The sequence below is a fragment of the Bradyrhizobium sp. CCBAU 45321 genome, assembly GCF_028128975.1.
GTDB classification, from domain to species: Bacteria; Pseudomonadota; Alphaproteobacteria; order Rhizobiales; family Xanthobacteraceae; genus Bradyrhizobium; species Bradyrhizobium yuanmingense.
This window is the reverse complement of the sequence record NZ_LFKZ01000129.1, coordinates 311,426-329,974: the sequence shown is the minus strand read 5'-3', so window position 1 is coordinate 329,974 and position 18,549 is coordinate 311,426. Positions and strand designations below refer to the sequence as shown.

General features: G+C 65.0%; 15 protein-coding genes. 9 read left to right on the top strand and 6 right to left on the bottom strand.

Annotated elements, in window-relative coordinates:
• The first annotated feature begins 4 nt into the window (after window positions 1-4).
• From ACM43_RS31325 to ACM43_RS31315, 3 genes are all read left to right on the top strand, one after another.
• The gene (locus ACM43_RS31325) at window positions 5-814 is read left to right on the top strand and encodes a crotonase/enoyl-CoA hydratase family protein (RefSeq protein WP_271545323.1); all 810 of its coding nucleotides are present in this window, start codon (window positions 5-7) and stop codon (window positions 812-814) included.
• A 158-nt stretch (window positions 815-972) separates the two neighbouring features.
• Complete coding sequence (locus ACM43_RS31320) at window positions 973-2,517, top strand: acyl-CoA synthetase (RefSeq protein WP_271545322.1); 1,545 nt, start codon at window positions 973-975, stop codon at window positions 2,515-2,517.
• A 257-nt stretch (window positions 2,518-2,774) separates the two neighbouring features.
• Window positions 2,775-3,179: a YccF domain-containing protein gene (locus ACM43_RS31315; RefSeq protein ID WP_036006208.1), complete on the top strand. Its 405-nt coding sequence runs from the start codon at window positions 2,775-2,777 to the stop codon at window positions 3,177-3,179.
• Window positions 3,180-3,252: 73 nt separating this feature from the next.
• Here the strand turns inward: ACM43_RS31315 and ACM43_RS31310 are convergent, their stop codons facing one another.
• The 3 genes from ACM43_RS31310 to ACM43_RS31300 all read right to left on the bottom strand — a co-directional run bounded on the left by ACM43_RS31310 (window position 3,253) and on the right by ACM43_RS31300 (window position 6,437).
• Window positions 3,253-4,677 (bottom strand): TRAP transporter large permease, encoded by a 1,425-nt coding sequence (locus ACM43_RS31310; protein WP_145627859.1) that lies wholly within the window; start codon window positions 4,675-4,677, stop codon window positions 3,253-3,255.
• Complete coding sequence (locus tag ACM43_RS31305) at window positions 4,674-5,237, bottom strand: TRAP transporter small permease subunit (RefSeq protein WP_271545321.1); 564 nt, start codon at window positions 5,235-5,237, stop codon at window positions 4,674-4,676. Before ACM43_RS31305 ends, ACM43_RS31310 begins: the two co-directional genes overlap by 4 nt.
• Window positions 5,238-5,330: 93 nt before the next feature.
• Window positions 5,331-6,437: a TRAP transporter substrate-binding protein gene (locus tag ACM43_RS31300; protein ID WP_271545320.1), complete on the bottom strand. Its 1,107-nt coding sequence runs from the start codon at window positions 6,435-6,437 to the stop codon at window positions 5,331-5,333.
• Between the two features lie 1,235 nt (window positions 6,438-7,672).
• Between ACM43_RS31300 and ppc the strand changes: the two genes are divergently transcribed.
• Window positions 7,673-10,471: a phosphoenolpyruvate carboxylase gene (gene ppc, locus ACM43_RS31295; protein ID WP_271545319.1), complete on the top strand. Its 2,799-nt coding sequence runs from the start codon at window positions 7,673-7,675 to the stop codon at window positions 10,469-10,471.
• Window positions 10,472-10,541: 70 nt separating this feature from the next.
• Here the strand turns inward: ppc and ACM43_RS31290 are convergent, their stop codons facing one another.
• From ACM43_RS31290 to ACM43_RS31280, 3 genes are all read right to left on the bottom strand, one after another.
• Entirely contained in the window at window positions 10,542-11,456 is a 915-nt protein-coding gene (locus ACM43_RS31290) for an SDR family NAD(P)-dependent oxidoreductase (RefSeq protein ID WP_109144458.1), read from the bottom strand.
• Window positions 11,457-11,644: 188 nt separating this feature from the next.
• On the bottom strand, window positions 11,645-12,784 hold the full coding sequence (locus tag ACM43_RS31285) for a thiolase C-terminal domain-containing protein (protein ID WP_271545318.1): 1,140 nt from the start codon (window positions 12,782-12,784) through the stop codon (window positions 11,645-11,647).
• A 4-nt stretch (window positions 12,785-12,788) separates the two neighbouring features.
• Window positions 12,789-13,202, bottom strand: a complete 414-nt coding sequence (locus ACM43_RS31280) for a Zn-ribbon domain-containing OB-fold protein (RefSeq protein WP_271545317.1) — start codon at window positions 13,200-13,202, stop codon at window positions 12,789-12,791.
• Window positions 13,203-13,390: 188 nt separating this feature from the next.
• On the opposite strand from ACM43_RS31280, the gene ACM43_RS31275 reads away from it, so the two are divergent.
• The 5 genes from ACM43_RS31275 to ACM43_RS31255 all read left to right on the top strand — a co-directional run bounded on the left by ACM43_RS31275 (window position 13,391) and on the right by ACM43_RS31255 (window position 18,510).
• A complete protein-coding gene (locus tag ACM43_RS31275) occupies window positions 13,391-14,740 on the top strand; it encodes an amidase (protein ID WP_271545316.1) in 1,350 nt (449 codons plus the stop codon).
• A complete protein-coding gene (locus tag ACM43_RS31270; RefSeq protein WP_271545315.1) occupies window positions 14,733-15,419 on the top strand; it encodes a DUF2848 domain-containing protein in 687 nt (228 codons plus the stop codon). Before ACM43_RS31275 ends, ACM43_RS31270 begins: the two co-directional genes overlap by 8 nt.
• Window positions 15,420-15,820: 401 nt before the next feature.
• Window positions 15,821-16,567 carry a 2OG-Fe(II) oxygenase gene (locus ACM43_RS31265; RefSeq protein WP_271545314.1) on the top strand — a complete coding sequence of 249 codons (747 nt, stop codon included), beginning with the start codon at window positions 15,821-15,823 and terminating at the stop codon, window positions 16,565-16,567.
• 9 nt (window positions 16,568-16,576) lie between these two features.
• Window positions 16,577-17,230 (top strand): DNA oxidative demethylase AlkB, encoded by a 654-nt coding sequence (alkB, locus tag ACM43_RS31260; RefSeq protein WP_271545313.1) that lies wholly within the window; start codon window positions 16,577-16,579, stop codon window positions 17,228-17,230.
• A gap of 53 nt (window positions 17,231-17,283) precedes the next feature.
• The gene (locus tag ACM43_RS31255; protein ID WP_271545312.1) at window positions 17,284-18,510 is read left to right on the top strand and encodes an MFS transporter; all 1,227 of its coding nucleotides are present in this window, start codon (window positions 17,284-17,286) and stop codon (window positions 18,508-18,510) included.
• The last annotated feature ends 39 nt before the right edge of the window (window positions 18,511-18,549 follow it).

Sequence of the window (18,549 nt, the reverse complement as noted above, 5' to 3'; positions counted from 1 at the left end):
GTCCATGGACGATCGCGTCTCGATCTCGATCTCGGAAGGCGTTGCCGATGTGCGCCTGGTGCGCGCCGACAAGATGAACGCACTGGATCAGCCCATGTTCGAGGCCCTCGTCGCCGCAACCGACCGGCTCTCGAAGGAGAAAGGCGTGCGCGCCGTCGTGCTCTCGGGCGAAGGCCGCGCCTTCTGCGCCGGGCTGGACATGGGGCGTTTTGCCGCCATGAAGGAGAAGGGCGGCAACGGAATTCCGGGGGGCGAAAATCGCGATCTCACGGTGCGCACCTATGGCAAGGCCAACTTCGCGCAACAGGCGGTGTGGGGCTGGCGCCAGCTACCGATGCCCGTGATCGCGGCCGTGCACGGCGTCGCCTTCGGTGGCGGCTTCCAGCTCTCGCTCGGCGCCGACATGCGCTTTCTCAGCTCGGATGCGCGCATGTCGATCATGGAGATCAAATGGGGCCTCGTGCCTGATATGGCGGGCACGCCGATCCTGGCCTCGCTGGTGCGCGACGACATCCTGCGCGATCTCACCTACACCGGGCGCATCTTCTCCGCGCAGGAGGCGATGGCTTACGGCCTCGCCACGCGCATCTGTGACGATCCGCGCGCTGCGGCGCTGGAGGTCGCGCGCGATATCGCAGGGAAGAGCCCCGATGCGATCCGCGCGGCCAAGCGGATGCTGAACAACCTGTCGGTCGATCCGGGCCCGGCGCTGCTCGCCGAATCCGTCGAGCAGCAGAAGCTGATCGGCAGTCCCAACCAGACCGAGGCGGTCCGCGCCAACCTGGAGAAGCGCGCGCCGAATTTTGCGGATTAGAGTCCGTCATTCCGGGGCGATGCGAAAGCATCGAGCCCGGAATCCATAACCACGATCGGGAGTATGGATTCCGGGCTCGCCCCAATGGGCGCGCCCCGGAATGACGACTGTGGTTGTGTCGACGCCCTCCAACCCGACGAAAGATCGGAACTCAACAAATGACCGAAACCTCCCCCTTCCTCGGCATCGTCTCCGGCGAGCGCCGCCGCTCTCACGTCGAGGTCACTGAGCGCGCCGACCGCATCGCGTCCGGCCTCGCCAAGATCGGCGTCCGCCCGGGCGATAGCGTCTGCATGCTGATGCGCAACGACATCGCCTTCCTCGAAGCCGCCTACGCCGCGATGCGGCTGGGCGCCTATGGCGTGCCGATCAACTGGCACTTCAAGCCGGAGGAGATCACCTACATCCTGAAGGATTCCGGCACCGCCGTCCTGATCGCTCATGCCGACATGCTGCACGGTTTGCGCGATGCGATTCCTGAGGGAGTCACCGTGCTCAGCGTGCCGACGCCGCCGGAAATCCGCTCCAACTACAAGATCGATCCCGATCATCTGACGACGCCTGACTTCGCGATCGATTTCGAGTCCTGGCTCGCGCAACATCCGCCCTATGAAGGTCCGATCGTGCCGCAGCCCATGAACATGATCTACACGTCGGGCACCACCGGCCATCCCAAGGGCGTCCGCCGCAACGCACCGACGCCGGAGCAGCAGGCTGCCGGTGAGCGCATGCGTGCGATGATCTATGGGCTCAAGCCCGGCGCCCGCGCATTGCTGCCGGGGCCGCTCTATCATTCCGCGCCGAACTCGTTCGGCATCCGCGCCGGCAAGCTCGGCGGGGTGCTGGTGCTGATGCCGCGCTTCGAGGCGGAGGAATTTCTGCAGGCGATCGAGCGCTACAAGATCGACACCATCTTCATGGTGCCGACCATGTTCATCCGCCTGATGAAGCTGCCCGAGGAGGTGCGCAGGACGTACGACGTCTCCTCGCTGCGCCACGTCATCCATGCCGCCGCTCCGTGTCCGGCCGACGTCAAGCGTGCCATGATCGAATGGTGGGGGCCGGTGATCTACGAGTTCTACGGCTCGACCGAATCCAGCGCCGTGACCTTCGCGACCTCCGAGGATGCGCGGAAGAAGCCCGGCACCGTCGGCAAGATTTCGCCGGGCGCCGAGCTGCGCTTCATCGGCGACGACGGACGCGTGCTCGGCGTCGGCGAGATCGGCGAGATCTATTCCCGCATGGCCGAGATGGCCGATTTCACCTATCACAACAAGCCGGAGAAGCGCGCCGAGATCGACCGCGACGGTTTCATCACCTCCGGCGACGTCGGCTATATCGATGAAGACGGCTACGTCTTCATCTGCGACCGCAAGCGTGACATGGTGATCTCGGGCGGCGTCAACATCTACCCCGCGGAAATCGAGTCGGTGCTGCATGCCCTTCCAGGCGTGCACGATTGCGCCGTGTTCGGCATCCCCGATGCCGAATTCGGCGAGGCGCTGATCGCCGTGGTCGAGCCGCAACCCGGCGTCACGCTCGAGGCCACCGACGTTCGCGCGAGCCTGAAGACGCATCTGGCCGACTACAAGGTACCCAAGCACATCGAGATCCGCACCGGCCTGCCGCGCGAAGATTCCGGAAAAATCTTCAAACGCCGCCTGCGCGATCCCTATTGGGAGCAGGCGGGCCGGAAGATCTAGCCCTGCTTGATAGCCGTAGGGTGGGCAAAGCGTCCGCCGTCGCTCGAAGAGCGAAGGCGGAGGCGTGCCCACCAAGTTCGCTTCCGAAGGCAGTTCGTGGGCACGGCGCAAGGGCGCCTTTGCCCACTCTACGAGACTGCGGAGAGATCATCCCGGGTTATGCGGCGCTCCGGGCTTCACCTTGCGCGCCCTGAAGCGTCCTGGCGCGGACAAATTCCGAGCCTATATGAATGGGATCACCACCTCCGGATCGTCCCATGGCCCCCGTTTCCATCCTTCTCAACATCCTCTGGATCCTCATCGGCGGCGCCTGGATGGCGTTCGGCTGGTTGATCGCCGCGATCGTCATGGCGATTACCATCATCGGCCTGCCCTGGGCGCGGGCGGCGTTCAACATCGCCGTCTACACGCTGCTGCCGTTCGGCTCCCGGGCGGTCAACCGCTACGATGTCACCGGCGTCGAGGATATCGGCACCGGCCCGCTCGGGGTGATCGGCAACATCATCTGGTTCGTGCTCGCCGGCTGGTGGCTCGCACTCGGTCACCTCCTGACCGCGCTCGTTCTCGCCGTCACCATCATCGGCATCCCGTTCGCCTGGGCCCATCTGAAGCTCGCCGGCATCGCGCTCTGGCCAATCGGCAAGGTGATCGTGCCGGCTTAGGACGTTGCCTCAACGTCGGCGTTCGGCGGCAGAGCGGAGCCGTGCGGCGCCGTCGCGGATTCAATCGCGCGGGCTACTTCTTTTTTGGTGTCAACCAGTCCTCGTCTTCCAGGGACGGTGCTTGTTTCTGCTGTTCCAGGATTTTTCTGTACTCCTCCGGGATCACCTGGCTGCGAGATGCTTCATGCAGCGTGTGCGGGAACCAGGTCGCAATGCCGGGGAAGGCAATCATCAGGCCAACGCAGATCACCTGCAGCACCATGAACTGGAACATGCCAGCGTAGATCGTTCCGAGACTCCAGCCCTTGACCACCTGCTTGAGATAGTACGCTGACATGGCGACGGGCGGCGACAGGAAGGCGGTCTGCAGCACCACCGCAACCAACGCTCCGAACCATATGAGGTCGATGCCCATGCCTTTCACGACAGGATAGAAGATCGGCAGAAACACCAGGATGATGGCCGGCCACTCAAACGGCCATCCCAGCAGGAAAATGAGAAGGAGCACGACAATCAGCATGAGGCTCGGCGGCAACTGTAGGCCGAGCATCGTCTCGGTGATCCAGTTCGCCGAGCCAAGGCGGGCGAACACCGCACCGAAAATGTTCGACGTGACCGCCAGCAGGAGGACCATGCTCGACGTCGCCATCGTCGAGATCAGCGCCCGTTGCAGTCCGCTGAGCGAGAACCTGCGATATGCGATGGCCAGGATCAGCGCGCCGACGCTGCCGATGCCGGCGGCCTCCGTCGGCGTCGCAAGCCCCCCGATGATCGAGCCGAGCGTCGCCGTGATGAGCCCGAGCAGCGGCAGCGTGCCGACGGCGACCTCGCGTGCAATGTATCCAGCGGAGTAGATCCGCTCATCCTTTGGCACTGGCGGCCCGAGCTTGGGATTGATGAAGGAGCGGCCCATCAGATAGATGATGTAGATGCCGGCCAGCAGAAAGCCCGGTCCGAAGGCTGCAGCATAGAGATCGGCGACCGAAACCCCGAGCACCGGCCCCATCACGATCAGCATGACCGACGGGGGAATGAGAATACCGAGCGTGCCGCCCGCCGTGATGGTGCCCGCTGAAAGCTTGGCATCATAGCCCGCCTTCGTCATGATCGGCGATGCCATGATGCCAAGAACGGTAACGGCTGCGCCGACGATGCCTGTCGCCATCGCGAACACGGTCGAGGTCAGGATGACGACGAGGAAGAGCGCGCCGCGCACCGGCGCAAGCAGCATGCGGAACGCCGTAAAAAGGCGCTCCATGAGTCCCGCCTGCTCGGTGATGAAGCCCATGAAGATGAACAGCGGTACGGCGGCGAGAAGTTCTTCCTTCATCATGCCGATGGTCTGGAAGTAACCAAGCTCGAAGACCGTCCCGCCCATGCCCCAGTAGCCGAACGAGAAGGCGAGAAACAGCAACGTGAACGAGATCGGCACACCGATGAAGATCGCGCCCAGCAGCACCAGCAGCATGATGAGGCCGATGAGCGCTTCTGCGGTCATATCTCGACTTTCTCCTTATGCTCCAGCTCGACGCCGGTGCGCGCCATGTAGATGCTCTTGATCAACTCGGACACGCCCTGGACCAGCAGCAGGAGGCAGGCGAGCGGCACGACGAATTTGAACGGCCACAGCACGGGCCGCCAGGGAGTCTGGTCCGAAGTCTCGTTGATCAGCCAGGCGTAGTGAAATTCGTTCCAGCTGATCAGGAACAGCATGATCAGGCTCGGGAAGAAGAAGACGACGTAGGAGATCGTATCGATCCAGCCCTTCCTACGGATCGAGAACTTCTCCCAGAAGAAGTCGGTACGGATATGAGCACCCTTGTGCAGCGCGTAAGCGGCGCCAAGCATGAAGAGCGAGCCGTACAGCATGTAGGTTGCGTCGTAGGCCCATATGGTCGGCGCGTTGAACAGGTAACGCGCTCCAACCTCGTAGGCGACGGCGAAAACCAGCGGCACCGAGAGCCACGAGATGATCGTGCCGGTCCGGTCGGTGAAGCCGTCGATCATCCTGATGATAGCCAGAAGCGCCGGTGGCTGCCCGCCTGTTATCTCAGCCATGCCTCGCTCCTGTCGCCGATCACTCGTGCGGCGCAAGCAGGCCGCCTGCGTGCGAATTGAGGGCGGTCAAATCGGCCGCCCTCGGAGGAAGTCCTATTTCTCGGTTGGGAAGTAGTAGTTCGCCATGAAGGAGTATGGCGGGAAGTAAGACCTCTTGTACGGCACCACAGCGCTGGCATACGCCTTCTGCGAGTCGTGCACCTTCTTGAAGAACGGGTTCTTGGCGCCCTCGGCCGCCGCGATCTCGTCCCACTTCTTGATGAAGGCCAGCAGGATCTCCGTCGGCGTGCGGAGGATCTGTACGCCGTGCTTCTGCTGCATCTCAATCAGCGCATCGGCGTTCTGGCGCTGCCACTTGGTCCACCAGACGAGGAATGTCTCGTTGGCCGCCGACTTGATGATCTCCTGATGTTGCGGGCTGAGCTCCTTCCACACATCGCCGTTGATCACGAGCTCGCCGACCGTCACGTTCTCATGCAAGCCGGGTGAATAGTGATACTTCCAGACATTGTGGAAGCCGAGCTGCATGTCCTCGATGCCACCGACCCATTCGGCGCAATCGATCACGCCGCGTTGCGCGGAGGGAATGATTTCTCCGCCCGGCATGTTGACCACCGTGAAGCCGAGCGCCTGCCACACTTCGCCGGCCATGCCGGTCTGGCGGCATTTCATGCCCTTCATGTCCTCGACCGTCTGGATCGGCTTCTTGAACCAGCCGAACGCCTGCGGCCCTGCAGGCAGGATTGGAAACACGACGAGGTTGAGCTTGAGCTCCTTCTGATAAAACTCGTTGTAAAGCTCGAGGCCGCCGCCGTGATAGAGCCAACCCATCACGTCCATGAAGTCCATGCCGAAGGTGCCGCCGGGACCGCCGGTGAACAGGATCGCGGTCTTGTTCTTGCCGGTCCAGTAGCCGGCCCACGCATGCGCTCCGTCGAGCACCTTCTTATTGGTTGCGTCCAGCACCTCGAACGCCGGCACGACCTGGCCGGCGGGCATCGCCTCGATCTTCAGCGCGCCGGCTGACAGCTTGTTCACTCGGTCGACGAAATAGGTGAAGTTGTCATAGAGCGTGAGCGACGCCGGCCATGTGGCCTGCATCTTCAACACCTTCGTCTGCGCCATGACTGTTGTGGTGGATACGACAAACGCCGAAGCGATCAGGGCAACGGCGACCAACCCCAGAAACATGCGTTTCATGAGCTATCTCCTCCCTTGGACAACGTGACCGCGGCGAACTATTTTCTTCGTTGTTCTTGATCGCCAAGTCTTCAAACCACGTCTGTCATCATTCTGCCACCATCGCCGCAAGTTGTCATCTTGCTTTCTGGCCGCAGCAAGCGCTGGATTTGGACATGGGCGAGACGTCAGCTCTTTGACCCTTCGGCGACGAACCTCCATTCGTTTGTTGCGCTGGCTGTCGGTGGCAAACCAGACGCCGGGGGGCGCCTTGGGCTGCGGCCGGACGCGTCCAGGCGATGCGGCGCACACCATGCCTCGCGTTGCCCGACGGGCAAAACACGCCAATGCAGGTCAAGTGGCGGGGAGTGCAAATATTCTGATTGACCGAATTCGCTGTTTCGGGTAAACCGCAGCACATCCCGGCTCGTCAAAGGGACGTTTCGCGATCGTCACGATACGTAGGCCGGGATGCGATGGACGCGGCAGCGCCGGCGCGTGACGGGATGGCAGGGCGGGCAAACCCGTGAGCCATCGCGATCCGCGGCACGACACGGTGTGGTCACAGCGTTGCTTTTCGGCATTGGGGGCGAGCACGCGCGAGCTTCCGACTGTCCGGGAGGGACGTTCGCGGACGGCAAAAGCGTGTGGTCCTGACGCCCGGGGTCTGTGCGTCAAGGCTTGCGGTGGTGAAGCGGCCCGACCGGGTGCGCGCATCAGTGATCCGCAAGGCGACGGGGGCAATAGTGCATCGCTCCCCGGGGAGAGCGCGCCATAAGCCGTAAAACCATTGCGCAGGGAAGGCCGGGATGTTCCGGCATCACCTGTGGTCACCCCGCGTGCGTCTTGTCGCGTGCGGACCTTGGGTGCCGGCTGGCGCCCGGCCTTCCCTGCGCCCTTGCTTCTCGATGAGGGCGAAACGGGCAGCAAAACTTCGGGCGCCTGCGCCGCGAGACCGCGAAGGCATGCTTATTATTCGACCAGCTATTTTCTCGTGCCCCGGACGCAGCGCAGTGCGCCGCACCTTCGCGGCGTGGTGCGCTGCAGAGCCGGGGCCCATTGCGGCGATGTGCCCTGAGGCTCCTGGGGCCCGGCTCTGCGCAGCAACGCTAAGAGGCGTTGCTGCTTGTCCGGGACACGAGATCGTCGCACTCCGATCCACGGTGCGTCGCCCCAACTTCATCTTGCACTGCGGTAGAAAAATATCGCACACTCCGTCGGACCGGGCCGCCAAGGCGCGAGCAGGGGAGCGAGCCATGTCCCTCCAGACCGTACCATCCGACAGCACTGAGCAGCGCCCCAACCGCCCTGAGGATGTCCAGGCGATGGAGGCCGATGCCCGGCTGCGGGACGACATCCGCCTGCTCGGACGCATCCTCGGCGACACCGTGCGCGACCAGGAGGGGGCCGACGTGTTCGACCTAGTCGAGCGCATCCGCCAGACCTCGATCCGGTTCCACCGCGACGAGGACCGGCTCGCCCGCCGCGAGCTCGAGCAGATCCTCGACAGCATGTCGACCTCCGAGACGGTGCGGATCGTCCGCGCCTTCAGCTATTTCTCGCACCTCGCCAACATCGCCGAGGACCAGAACAACATTCGACAGATGCGCGCGCGCGCGGCGGCCCAGAATGGCGGCTCCGGCGTGCTGGCGGAGACACTGGCGCACGCCAAGGCGGCGGGCATTGGTCCCGACCAGCTTCGCACCTTCTTCAAGACCGCGCTGGTCAGCCCGGTGCTGACCGCGCATCCGACCGAGGTCCGCCGCAAGAGCACCATGGACCGCGAGATGGAGATTGCAGCCCTGCTCGATCGCCGCGAGCGGGTTGCACTGACCGCGGAGGAGGCGGCTGCCAGCGACGAGCAGCTCCGCCGCGAGGTGCTGACGCTGTGGCAGACCAATCTCTTGCGCCGGACCAAGCTCACCGTGCTGGATGAGGTCGCCAACGGCCTGTCGTTCTACGACTACACCTTCCTGCGCGAGGTGCCGCGGCTCATCAACGCGCTGGAGGATCGGCTGGAGGAGGGCGGCGAGCAGGCGGCCGGCGAGCTCGCCTCGTTCCTGCGCATGGGCAGCTGGATCGGCGGCGACCGCGACGGCAACCCGTTCGTCACTGCCGACGTCATGCGCGGCACGCTGCGGCTGCAGTCGAGCCGGGTGATGCAGTTCTATCTGAACGAGCTGCACGTGCTCGGCGCGGAGCTGTCGATCGCAGCCCATCTCGCCGACGTCTCCGAGGAGCTGCGAACGCTTGCCGAGCGCTCGCCGGACACCTCGCCGCACCGGAGCGGCGAGCCCTATCGCCTCGCGGTTTCAGGCATCTATGCCCGTCTCACCGCGACGGCTGAAAAGCTCGAAGTCGAGATCACGCGCCGGCCTGTCGGCAAAGCGGCGCCTTACGAGAGCGTGAGGGAGTTGCTGGCCGATCTCGACGTGCTGCATCGCTCGCTGATCTCCAACAACGCCCGCGTCATCGCCCGCGGTCGGCTGCGGCTCTTGCGCCGCGCGGTGGATTGCTTCGGCTTTCACCTGGCCCGGCTCGACATCCGTCAGAACTCGGCCATCCACGAGCGCACCATCGCCGAGCTGATCGACGCCGCCAATCCCGGCATGTCCTATCTCGCGCTCGGCGAGGACGCCCGCATCTCGCTGCTGACCAACGAGTTGCGCTCGACGCGCGCGCTGGTCTCGCCCTTCGTCAAATACAGCGACGAGACCATGGGCGAGCTCAACGTGTTCCATGCCGCCGCGGAAGCGCATGCGAAATTCGGCTCGGACGCCATTCCCCAATGCATCATCTCAATGTGCAAGGGCATGTCGGACATGCTCGAGGTCGCCGTGCTCCTGAAGGAGGTCGGCCTCGTCCATCCCTCCGGCCGCAGCGCCATCAACATCGTGCCGCTGTTCGAGACCATCGAAGACTTGCAGGCTTCGAGCAGCATCATGGACCGCATGCTGTCGTTGCACGATTACCGCCGGCTCGTCGACAGCCGCGGCAGCGTGCAGGAGGTCATGCTTGGGTACTCCGACAGCAACAAGGACGGCGGCTTCGTCACCTCGGGCTGGGAGCTCTACAAGGCCGAGATCGGCCTCGTCGAAGTGTTCGAGCGGCACCACGTGCGCTTACGCCTGTTCCACGGCCGCGGCGGCTCCGTGGGGCGCGGCGGCGGGCCGAGCTATGACGCCATCATCGCGCAGCCCGGCGGCGCGGTGAACGGCCAGATCCGCATCACCGAGCAGGGCGAGATCATCTCGTCGAAATATTCCAACGCCGAGGTCGGCCGCAACAATCTGGAGATCCTCGCCGCCGCGACGCTGGAGGCAAGTCTGCTGCATCCACGCCAGAGCGCGCCGCGCCGCGAATATCTGACCGCGATGGACGAACTCTCGAACCTCGCCTTCAAGGCCTATCGCGGCCTCGTCTACGAGACCGAAGGCTTCGTCGATTACTTCTGGTCGTCCACCGTCATCAACGAGATCGCCACGCTCAACATCGGCAGCCGTCCGGCCTCGCGCAAGAAGACCCGCGCGATTGAGGACCTCCGCGCGATTCCCTGGGTGTTCTCCTGGGCGCAATGCCGATTGATGCTACCGGGCTGGTACGGCTTCGGCAGCGCGGTCGAACAGTGGATCGCGGAGCATCCAGAGCAGGGCATGCCGTTCCTGAAAGAGCTCTACCAGGAATGGCCGTTCTTCCGCATGCTGCTGTCGAACATGGACATGGTGCTGGCGAAAAGCTCCATCGCGATTGCCTCGCGCTATGCCGAGCTGGTGCCGGACGAAGCCTTGCGTGAGAAGATCTTCGGCCGCATTCGCCGCGAATGGCATTCCTGCATCGAAACGCTGCTCGATATCATGGGCCAGGACCGATTGCTCCAGGGCAACCCGCTGCTGGAGCGCTCCGTCCGCCACCGCTTCCCCTATCTCGATCCGCTCAACCACGTGCAGGTCGAGCTCTTGAGAGAGCACCGCGCGCAGAACCCCGACGAGCAGGTGCTGCGCGGGATCCAGCTGACCATCAACGGCATCTCGGCGGGGTTGAGGAATACGGGGTGAAGGCGAGTAGCGAATGGCGAGTAGCGAATAGAACCCTATTCGCCATTCGCCACTCACCATTCGCGCTATCTTACACCGGATCCCAGGTGAAGATGTCGGCCGAACGATCCAGCTTGTAGAATGAGCCCTTCAGCGCCGGCATGCCGTGTTCGGCGATCGACTGCGGCGTCCAGCCTTCGCTCCGCTGCACCGAGCGGATCGGGCGGTTCTGGCTGAACAGGAAGATCTCATTCATGCGCACGCCAAAGATCTGGCCGGTGACGTCCTTGGCGGAATCGCCGAGCAGGTAGCCGCAGAGCGGCGCGATCTTCTCCGGGCCCATCTGCTTGATCTTCTCGACGCGCGCCTTCTCGGCGTCGGTCTCGGTCGGGATGGTGCCGATCATGCGGGTCCAGGCGAACGGCGAGACGCAGTTGGAGCGGACGTTGAAGCGCCCCATGTCGAGCGCGATCGACTTCGACAGCCCGACGATGCCGAGCTTGGCCGCCGCGTAATTGGCTTGGCCGAAGTTGCCGATCAGGCCGGAGGTCGAGGTGAAGTGCACGAACGAGCCCGACTCCTGCTCGCGGAAGATGCGCGCTGCGGCGTGGCTGACGTAGAACGAGCCCATCAGATGCACCTTGATGACGGCCTCGAACGCTTCCACGCTCATCTTGTGGAAGATCATGTCGCGCAGGATGCCGGCATTGTTGACGACACCGTCGAGCCGGCCGAAATGGTCGGTCGCGGTCTTCACGATCTTGCTGGCGGGAATAGCTTCCGCGACGCTTTCGAAATTGGCGACGGCCGTGCCGCCGCGCTTCTTGATCTCCTCGACCACCTCCTCGGCGGGCGCCGCGTTCGCGCCGGCGCCATCGGCGGCTCCGCCGGGATCGTTGACGACGACCTTGGCGCCCTCGGCGGCGCACAGAAGCGCAATCTCGCGCCCGATGCCACGGCCTGCGCCGGTGACGATGATGACCTTGTCTTGCAGTGATTTGCTCATGTGGGTTCTCCGCTATGCGTTCCGGCGTTTCTTACCTCGCCCCCGCTTGCGGGGAGAGGTCGGAGCGCATCGAAGATGCGATCCGGGTGAGGGGGTACAGGTCTCGCGGCCATCTCATCCGTGGAGAGAGGCCCCTCACCCCAGCCCTCTCCCCGTAAGAACGGGGAGAGGGAGAGGCGAGCAGCGCGTTACCTCTCGTTCGTAAACACGATCGTGCCACTCGCGGCGAACATGCCGCCGACGCCGTGGCACACCGAAATCTTCGCGTTCGGCACCTGCGCCGGCGCGATCCCGCGCATCTGGCGCACGCTCTCCTGCAGCGCGTACATGCCGTACATGCCCGAATGCATGTAGGAGAGGCCGCCGCCATTGGTGTTGAGCGGCAGTTTCCCGCCGGGGCGCGTGTTGCCGTCTGCGATGAACTGGCCGGTTTCCTCGTAGGGCATGAAACCGAGATCGCCGAGGCCGAACAGCGGCAGATGCGCGAACGCATCGTAGATCATGAGATGGTCGACGTCCGCGTGTGCGATGCCGGCCTCCTTGAAGGCGAGCGGGCCCGCGGTCTTGAACGCACGCGAGGAGTTGAACGTCTCCATCTGGCTGACCATCGGCGTCTCCACGCTCTCGCCGGTGCCCATGATGTAGACCGGCTTGCGCGGAAAATCCCTGGCGCGGTCGGCCGAGGTCAGGATCAGCGCGCCGCCGCCGTCGGTGACGAGGCAGCACTGCAGAAGCCGGAACGGATAGGCGATCATGCGCGAGTTGAGGACGTCGGCGACCGTGATCGGCTCCTTCATCATCGCGCGCGGATTCTTCGCCGCCCACTCACGTTGCACCACCGCGACCGAAGCCAGCTGCTCGTGAGTGATGCCGTAGGTCTTCATGAAGCGCAGCACGGGAATCGGGAACATGCTGGGCGGGCCATAGACGCCGAAAGGAGCCTCGAACTGGCCGTTGAGGCTGTCGGCCGGCGTCGAGCGCGGCAGTTTGCCGATCATCGACTTGCCGCTCTCGGCGTGGGTGATCAGCACCGTCTTGCACAGACCCGCCTCGATCGCCGCCGCGGCGTGGCGGACATGCAGCATGAAGGAGCAGCCGCCGACCGAGGTGCCGTCCACCCAGGTCGGCTTGATGCCGAGATAGTGGCAGACCTGCTGCGGCGTTTCGACCGCGGTGGCGAAGCCGTCGATGTCGGACAGCTTCAGCCCGGCATCGGCAATGGCGTTGAGCGCGGCATCCGCATGCAGCTGGAGCTGCGAGGCGCTGGGGATGACGCCGAGCTCTGTGGTCTCGGCCGCGCCGACGACGGCAACCTGGTTCTTGCGCATGGTCTTACCCCTTCGCCGGGCGGAAGACGGGGAGGGTGATCTTGTCGTCGAGCTCCTGGAAAGCGACCTCGAGCTTCATGTCGAGTTCGAGCGCCTCGGGGGTCTGCGGGCAGTCGACGATGTTGCTCATCATCCGCGGGCCCTCGTCGAGCTCGACCACCGCGATGGCGTAAGGCGGCGTGAAGCCCGGCGCGGCCGGACGATGGTTGATCACGTAGCTGTAGAGAATGCCCTGGCCGCTCGCCTTGAAGATGCTGACCTTGCGCGAGGCGCAGGAGGGGCAGAACGGGCGCGGCGGGAAGTAGACATGGGCACAGGCATCGCAGCGCTGCAGGCGCAATTCGCCGGCCTTGGTGCCGTCCCAGAAGTGCTGGGTCTCCGGCGTCGGTTTCGGTCGCGCGCGCTGCGGTTCGGCCATGTTGGCGGCTCCTCCCAAGAGACTCCCGAGCGACAGGCCTCGCGCCCGCCGGTTTCGAACTTGATGCGACAATCGACCATGGCGCGTCAACGGTCCAGCAATGCGCATGCATGCCATCATGCGCACAATGCTTGTGTCGAGCTGAGCCAGCGCTATAGATTGCGCGCGAAATATTCCGTGAGACAGACATGCCCGATTTTCCGACACTGGCGCAGCTCGCCGAAGACCTCGAAAGCGGCCGCACCACCTCCCGCAAATTGGTCGAGGCCTGCCTCGCCAGGATCGCCGACCCCGCGGGCGAGGGCCAGCGCGCCTTCATCCATGTCGACAAGGACGCCGCGCTCGCCGCCGCCGATGCGATGGATGCCTTGCGCAAGGCCAAGGCGGCGCCGTCGCGCTATGCCGGCATTCCGATCTCGATCAAGGATCTGTTCGACATCAATGGCCAGGTGACGCGCGCCGGCTCGCGCGCGCTGGATGACTCAGCCCCGGCCGAGCACGATGCCGCGACGGTGGCGCGGCTGCGAAAGGCCGGCTTCGTCGTGATCGGTCGCACCAACATGACCGAGTTCGCGTATTCCGGCATCGGCATCAATCCGCATTATGGCACGCCGAAGGGAGCTTGGAACCGGTCCGAAGGCCACGTGCCCGGCGGCTCGTCCGCCGGCGCGGCGGTGTCCGTGCTCGACGGCATGGCGCATGGCGCGCTCGGCACCGACACCGGCGGCTCCTGCCGGATTCCGGCCGCCTTCAACGGCATCGTCGGCTACAAGCCGACGCAGCGCCGCGTGCCGCTCGACGGCTCGGTGCCGCTTTCATTCTCGCTCGACAGCATCGGACCGCTCGCACGATCGGTCAGCTGCTGTGCCATACTCGATGCCGTGCTCGCGGGTGAGCCGATCGTCGCCTTGAGGCCGCGGCCGATCCAGGGCATGCGCCTTGCGGTGCCCACCACGATCGCGCTCGATGACCTCGACGCCGAGGTGGCCAAGACCTTCGAGCGCGCGCTGAAGACGCTGTCCGATCACGGCGGCATCGTCGAGCGTATCGAGATGGCGGAGTTCCATGACGTCGGCCCGATGAACGCCAAGGGCGGTTTTGCGGCCTCCGAGAGCTATGCCTGGCACCGCTATCTCATCACGGCCAAGGGCGACGTCTACGATCCCAGGGTCGCGGTGCGCATCATGCGCGGCGAGGCGCAGAGCGCGGCCGACTACATCGACCTGCTCAACGAACGCCGCTCGCTGATCGCGCGCGTCAATGCGCGCATCGCGCCCTATGATGCGCTGGTGCTGCCGACCACGCCCAACACACCGCCGAAGATCGCCGACCTCGCCGACGATCAGGCGTTCACCCGCGAGAACATCCGCGCCTTGCGCAATTGCAGCCTGATCAACCTGATCGACGGTTGCGCCATCTCGCTGCCCTGTCATCGCGAGGGCGACATTCCCGTCGGCCTGATGCTGGCGGGCGCAGGCGGCTCGGACCGCCGTATCTTCGAGCTTGCTGCCGGCATGGAGGCCGTCATTCGTGTTTGACCTGACTTTCACCGTCGATGCCCAGGACACCACCACGCCGCTGACGCTGGCGATTGACCAGCTGGTCATCGCCGGCTGGACCGGCCGCGACACGGTCGCGCGCGACAAGCACATCGCCGAGCTGGAGGAGATGGGCATCGCCCGCCCGGCCTCGACGCCGATCTACTACCGCGCCTCGGCGCGGCGGCTGACCCAGGAGGACAGCATCGAATGCACCGGTGGCGATTCCTCCGGCGAGGTCGAGTTCGTGCTGATCGGCTGGCAGGGCCGCATCTTCGTCGGCTGCGGCTCCGATCACACCGACCGCAAGGTCGAGGCCTACAACGTCACGGTCTCCAAGCAGATGTGCGACAAGCCGATCGCCTCGACGCTGTGGCAGCTCGAGGACGTCATCGGCCATTGGGACAAGATGATCCTGCGCTCCTACGCCACCATCAAGGGCGAGCGCATGCTCTACCAAGAGGGCACGCTGGACGCGATGCTGCCGGTCGCCGACCTCATCGCGCGCGGCTTTGACGGTAGCAAGTTCCCCGACGGCTGCGCCATGTTCGGCGGCACCTTCGCCGCCAAGGGCGGCATCCGCCCGGCGGATCGGTTCGATTTCGAGCTCGAGGATCCCGTGCTGAAGCGGACGATCAGGCATGGCTACGACGTGGTGACGCTGCCGGTGAGGGGGTAACTCGCTCCACAAGCGACGGCCTCGTAGGGTGGGCAAAGCGAAGCGTGCCCACGTATTGCGAAGACGTGGGCACGGCGCAAGAGCGCCTTTGCCCACCCTACGAAACTGCCGGTGAGGGGTTGATCCCTCTCCGCGTCATTGCGAGCGAAGCGAAGCAATCCAGGCTCTCTCCGCGGAACCAGTCTGGATTGCTTCGTCGCAAGGGCTCCTCGCAATGACGGGGAGACGATCATCGGAAATCGGGTGGTTGTGGCGCCCGGGATCTGCGACACCCGCTCCCGTCATTCCGGGGCGCGCCCACTTGGGCGCGAGCCCGGAATCCATACTCCCGATCGTGGTTATGGATTCCGGGCTCGCGACTGCATCGCGCCCCGGAATGACGGATGGATAGGATCATCGCCATGGCCATCGCGAAACTCGTTTCCGCTCTCGATGAAACAGCCGACCTCGCCGGCCACGTCGACGCCCTCGACTGGCCCCAAATCACCGCCGAGCTCGACTCCCAAGGCTGCGCCGTGCTGAAGAACCTGCTGACGCCTGCCCAATGCGGCGCCATTGCCGCGCTCTACCCGGACGATGCGCACTTCCGCAGCCGCATCGTGATGGGCCGCCACGGCTTTGGCCGCGGCGAGTACAAGTACTTCGCCTATCCGTTGCCCGAACTGATCGCGCAGCTCCGCCCCGCGCTCTACGCGCACCTGCAAGCCGTCGCCAATCGCTGGAATGAGGCGATGGGGATCGACATCCGCTATCCCGGCACACATGCGGCGTTCCTGAAGCGCTGCCACGACGCCGGGCAGACGCGGCCGACGCCCCTGCTGCTGCAATATGAGGCTGGCGACTACAATTGCCTGCACCAGGACCTCTATGGCGAGCACGTGTTCCCGCTCCAGGTCGCGATCCTGCTGTCCGACCCCGGACGCGATTTCAGCGGCGGCGAGTTCGTGCTGACCGAGCAGCGTCCGCGCATGCAGTCGCGGGCCGAGGTGGTGCCGCTGGCACTGGGCGATGCGGTCGCCTTCGCTGTGCATCATCGTCCGGTGCAGGGGACACGCGGCACCTACCGCGTTAATCTGCGCCACGGCGTCAGCCGGATCAGATCCGGCCGGCGCCACACGCTGGGTGTGATCTTCCACGATGCCAAATGAGCGCTGCGATTGACGGGTGATCTGTTCGACAGCCTCGCCGAAGCCCAACCGTCGCGTGAGAACATCGCCGACGGCGCCGTACTGCTGCGCGGCTTCGTCAAGCCGATCGAGAGCGCGCTGATCGACGCGGTGCGCGCCATCGTGGCGCAGTCGCCGTTCCGGCGGATGACGACGCCGGGCGGCCATCTGATGTCGGTGGCGATGACCAATTGCGGCGATCGCGGCTGGATCACCGATCACACCGGCTATCGCTACGACCCGATCGATCCGCGCACCGGTGCGCCATGGCCGGAGATGCCGCCGCTGCTCCGCGATCTCGCCCGCCGCGCCGCGGAGCAGGGCGGCTTTGAACGCTTTGCCCCCGATGCCTGCCTCGTCAATCGCTATGAGCCGGGCACGCGGCTGTCGCTGCATCAGGACAAGGACGAGCTGGACTATTCCGCGCCGATCGTCTCGGTCTCGCTCGGCCTGCCCGCGACCTTCCTGTTCGGCGGCCTCGTGCGCAATGACAAGCCGCGTCGCTTCCGGCTCGTCCATGGCGACGTCGTGGTCTGGGGCGGGGCCAGCAGGCTCGCCTATCACGGCGTCGCGCCGCTCGCCGACGGCGAGCATCCGCTGTTGGGAAAGAAGCGGATCAATCTGACCTTCCGCAGGACGCGCTGACGCGTTTCCTCGCCGCCTTCGCTCGTCTAAGCTTCGGGCGGGGAGGCGGCGACATGACGACCACACAGAGCTCGGCCGGCACGGGCACGGCGAACCGCACGGGGCTGTATCTCGCGGTGCTGCAATTGGTGTTCACGCTGGGCTGGACGACCTACGTCGTCTACCTGCCAAAGCTCGCCGCCGATGTCGGCATCGCGCCGTCCGCCGTGATCCTCATCCTGATGCTGGATCAGGCGATTTTCACCATTGCCGATACCGCGATGGGAGTAGCCGCCGATAAGCTCGCGCCCCATGTCGGCAGGCTCGGCCTGTTCGTCGCCCTCGTGACCGCGATCTCCTGCGGCGCCTTCGTCGCACTGCCCTTCGTTGCCGGAGCCGGTGCGGCGGCGCAGGGCTGGTTCATCGCGCTGATCGTGATCTGGTCGATCACGTCCTCGGTGCTGCGAGCGCCGCCGCTGACCTTGCTCGGCAAGTACCGCGCCAAGCCGCAGGTGCCGTTCCTCGCCGCGCTGACCATGCTCGGCTACGGCGTCGCCGGCGCGCTCTCGCCCTATCTCGGCGTGGTGCTGCGCGAGCACGATGCGCGGTTGCCCTTCGTGATCTCCAGCGCAGTGCTGCTCCTGACCGCGCTCGGGCTGTCCAGGATCGAGCATGACGTGGCGCGCGACACCGTGCCATCCACACCGGACGAAGCGGCAAAGCCGCTCGGTCTCGTCCCGATCGCCTTCATCGTCGCGATGATCGCGCTCGCACTCGGCTACCAGCTGCACTTTGCCATGAACAGCGCGCCGTTCTATCTGCGCTTTGCAGCTCCCGGCGACCTGCAATGGCTGATGCCGGTGTTCTGGATCGGCTTCAACATCGCGATGTTTCCGGCAAGCCTGATCGTCAAGCATCGCGGCGGCCTCGTCGTGATGGGCGCCGCCGGCCTGTTCGGTGCGATGGCGATTGCGGCGGCCGAATTCGCCGGCAATCTCAACACGCTGATCGCCGCGCAATTTCTCGCCGGAGCTGCCTGGGGCTGCATGCTGATGAGCGCGGTCTCGGCTGCGCTCGCGATCGGCTCGACCGGCGCGGAAGGCAAGGTCACGGGCCTCGTCTTCTCCGCGCTTGCCCTCGGCACCTTCGCGCGGATGGCGGCGGTTGCCGGCGGCCTGCAGAAGATGCCGGAATACGCGCCGCTGCTGCACTGGGCGCCGGTCGCCTGCTGGTCGGTCGCGGGCGCCGGTCTGCTGGTGATTGCAGCCGCGCGGCTGCAGGGCGCGTCTAAAGCGCGATGAATTAGGCTTGATCGCGCAACGACGGAGGTACGCTCCCTC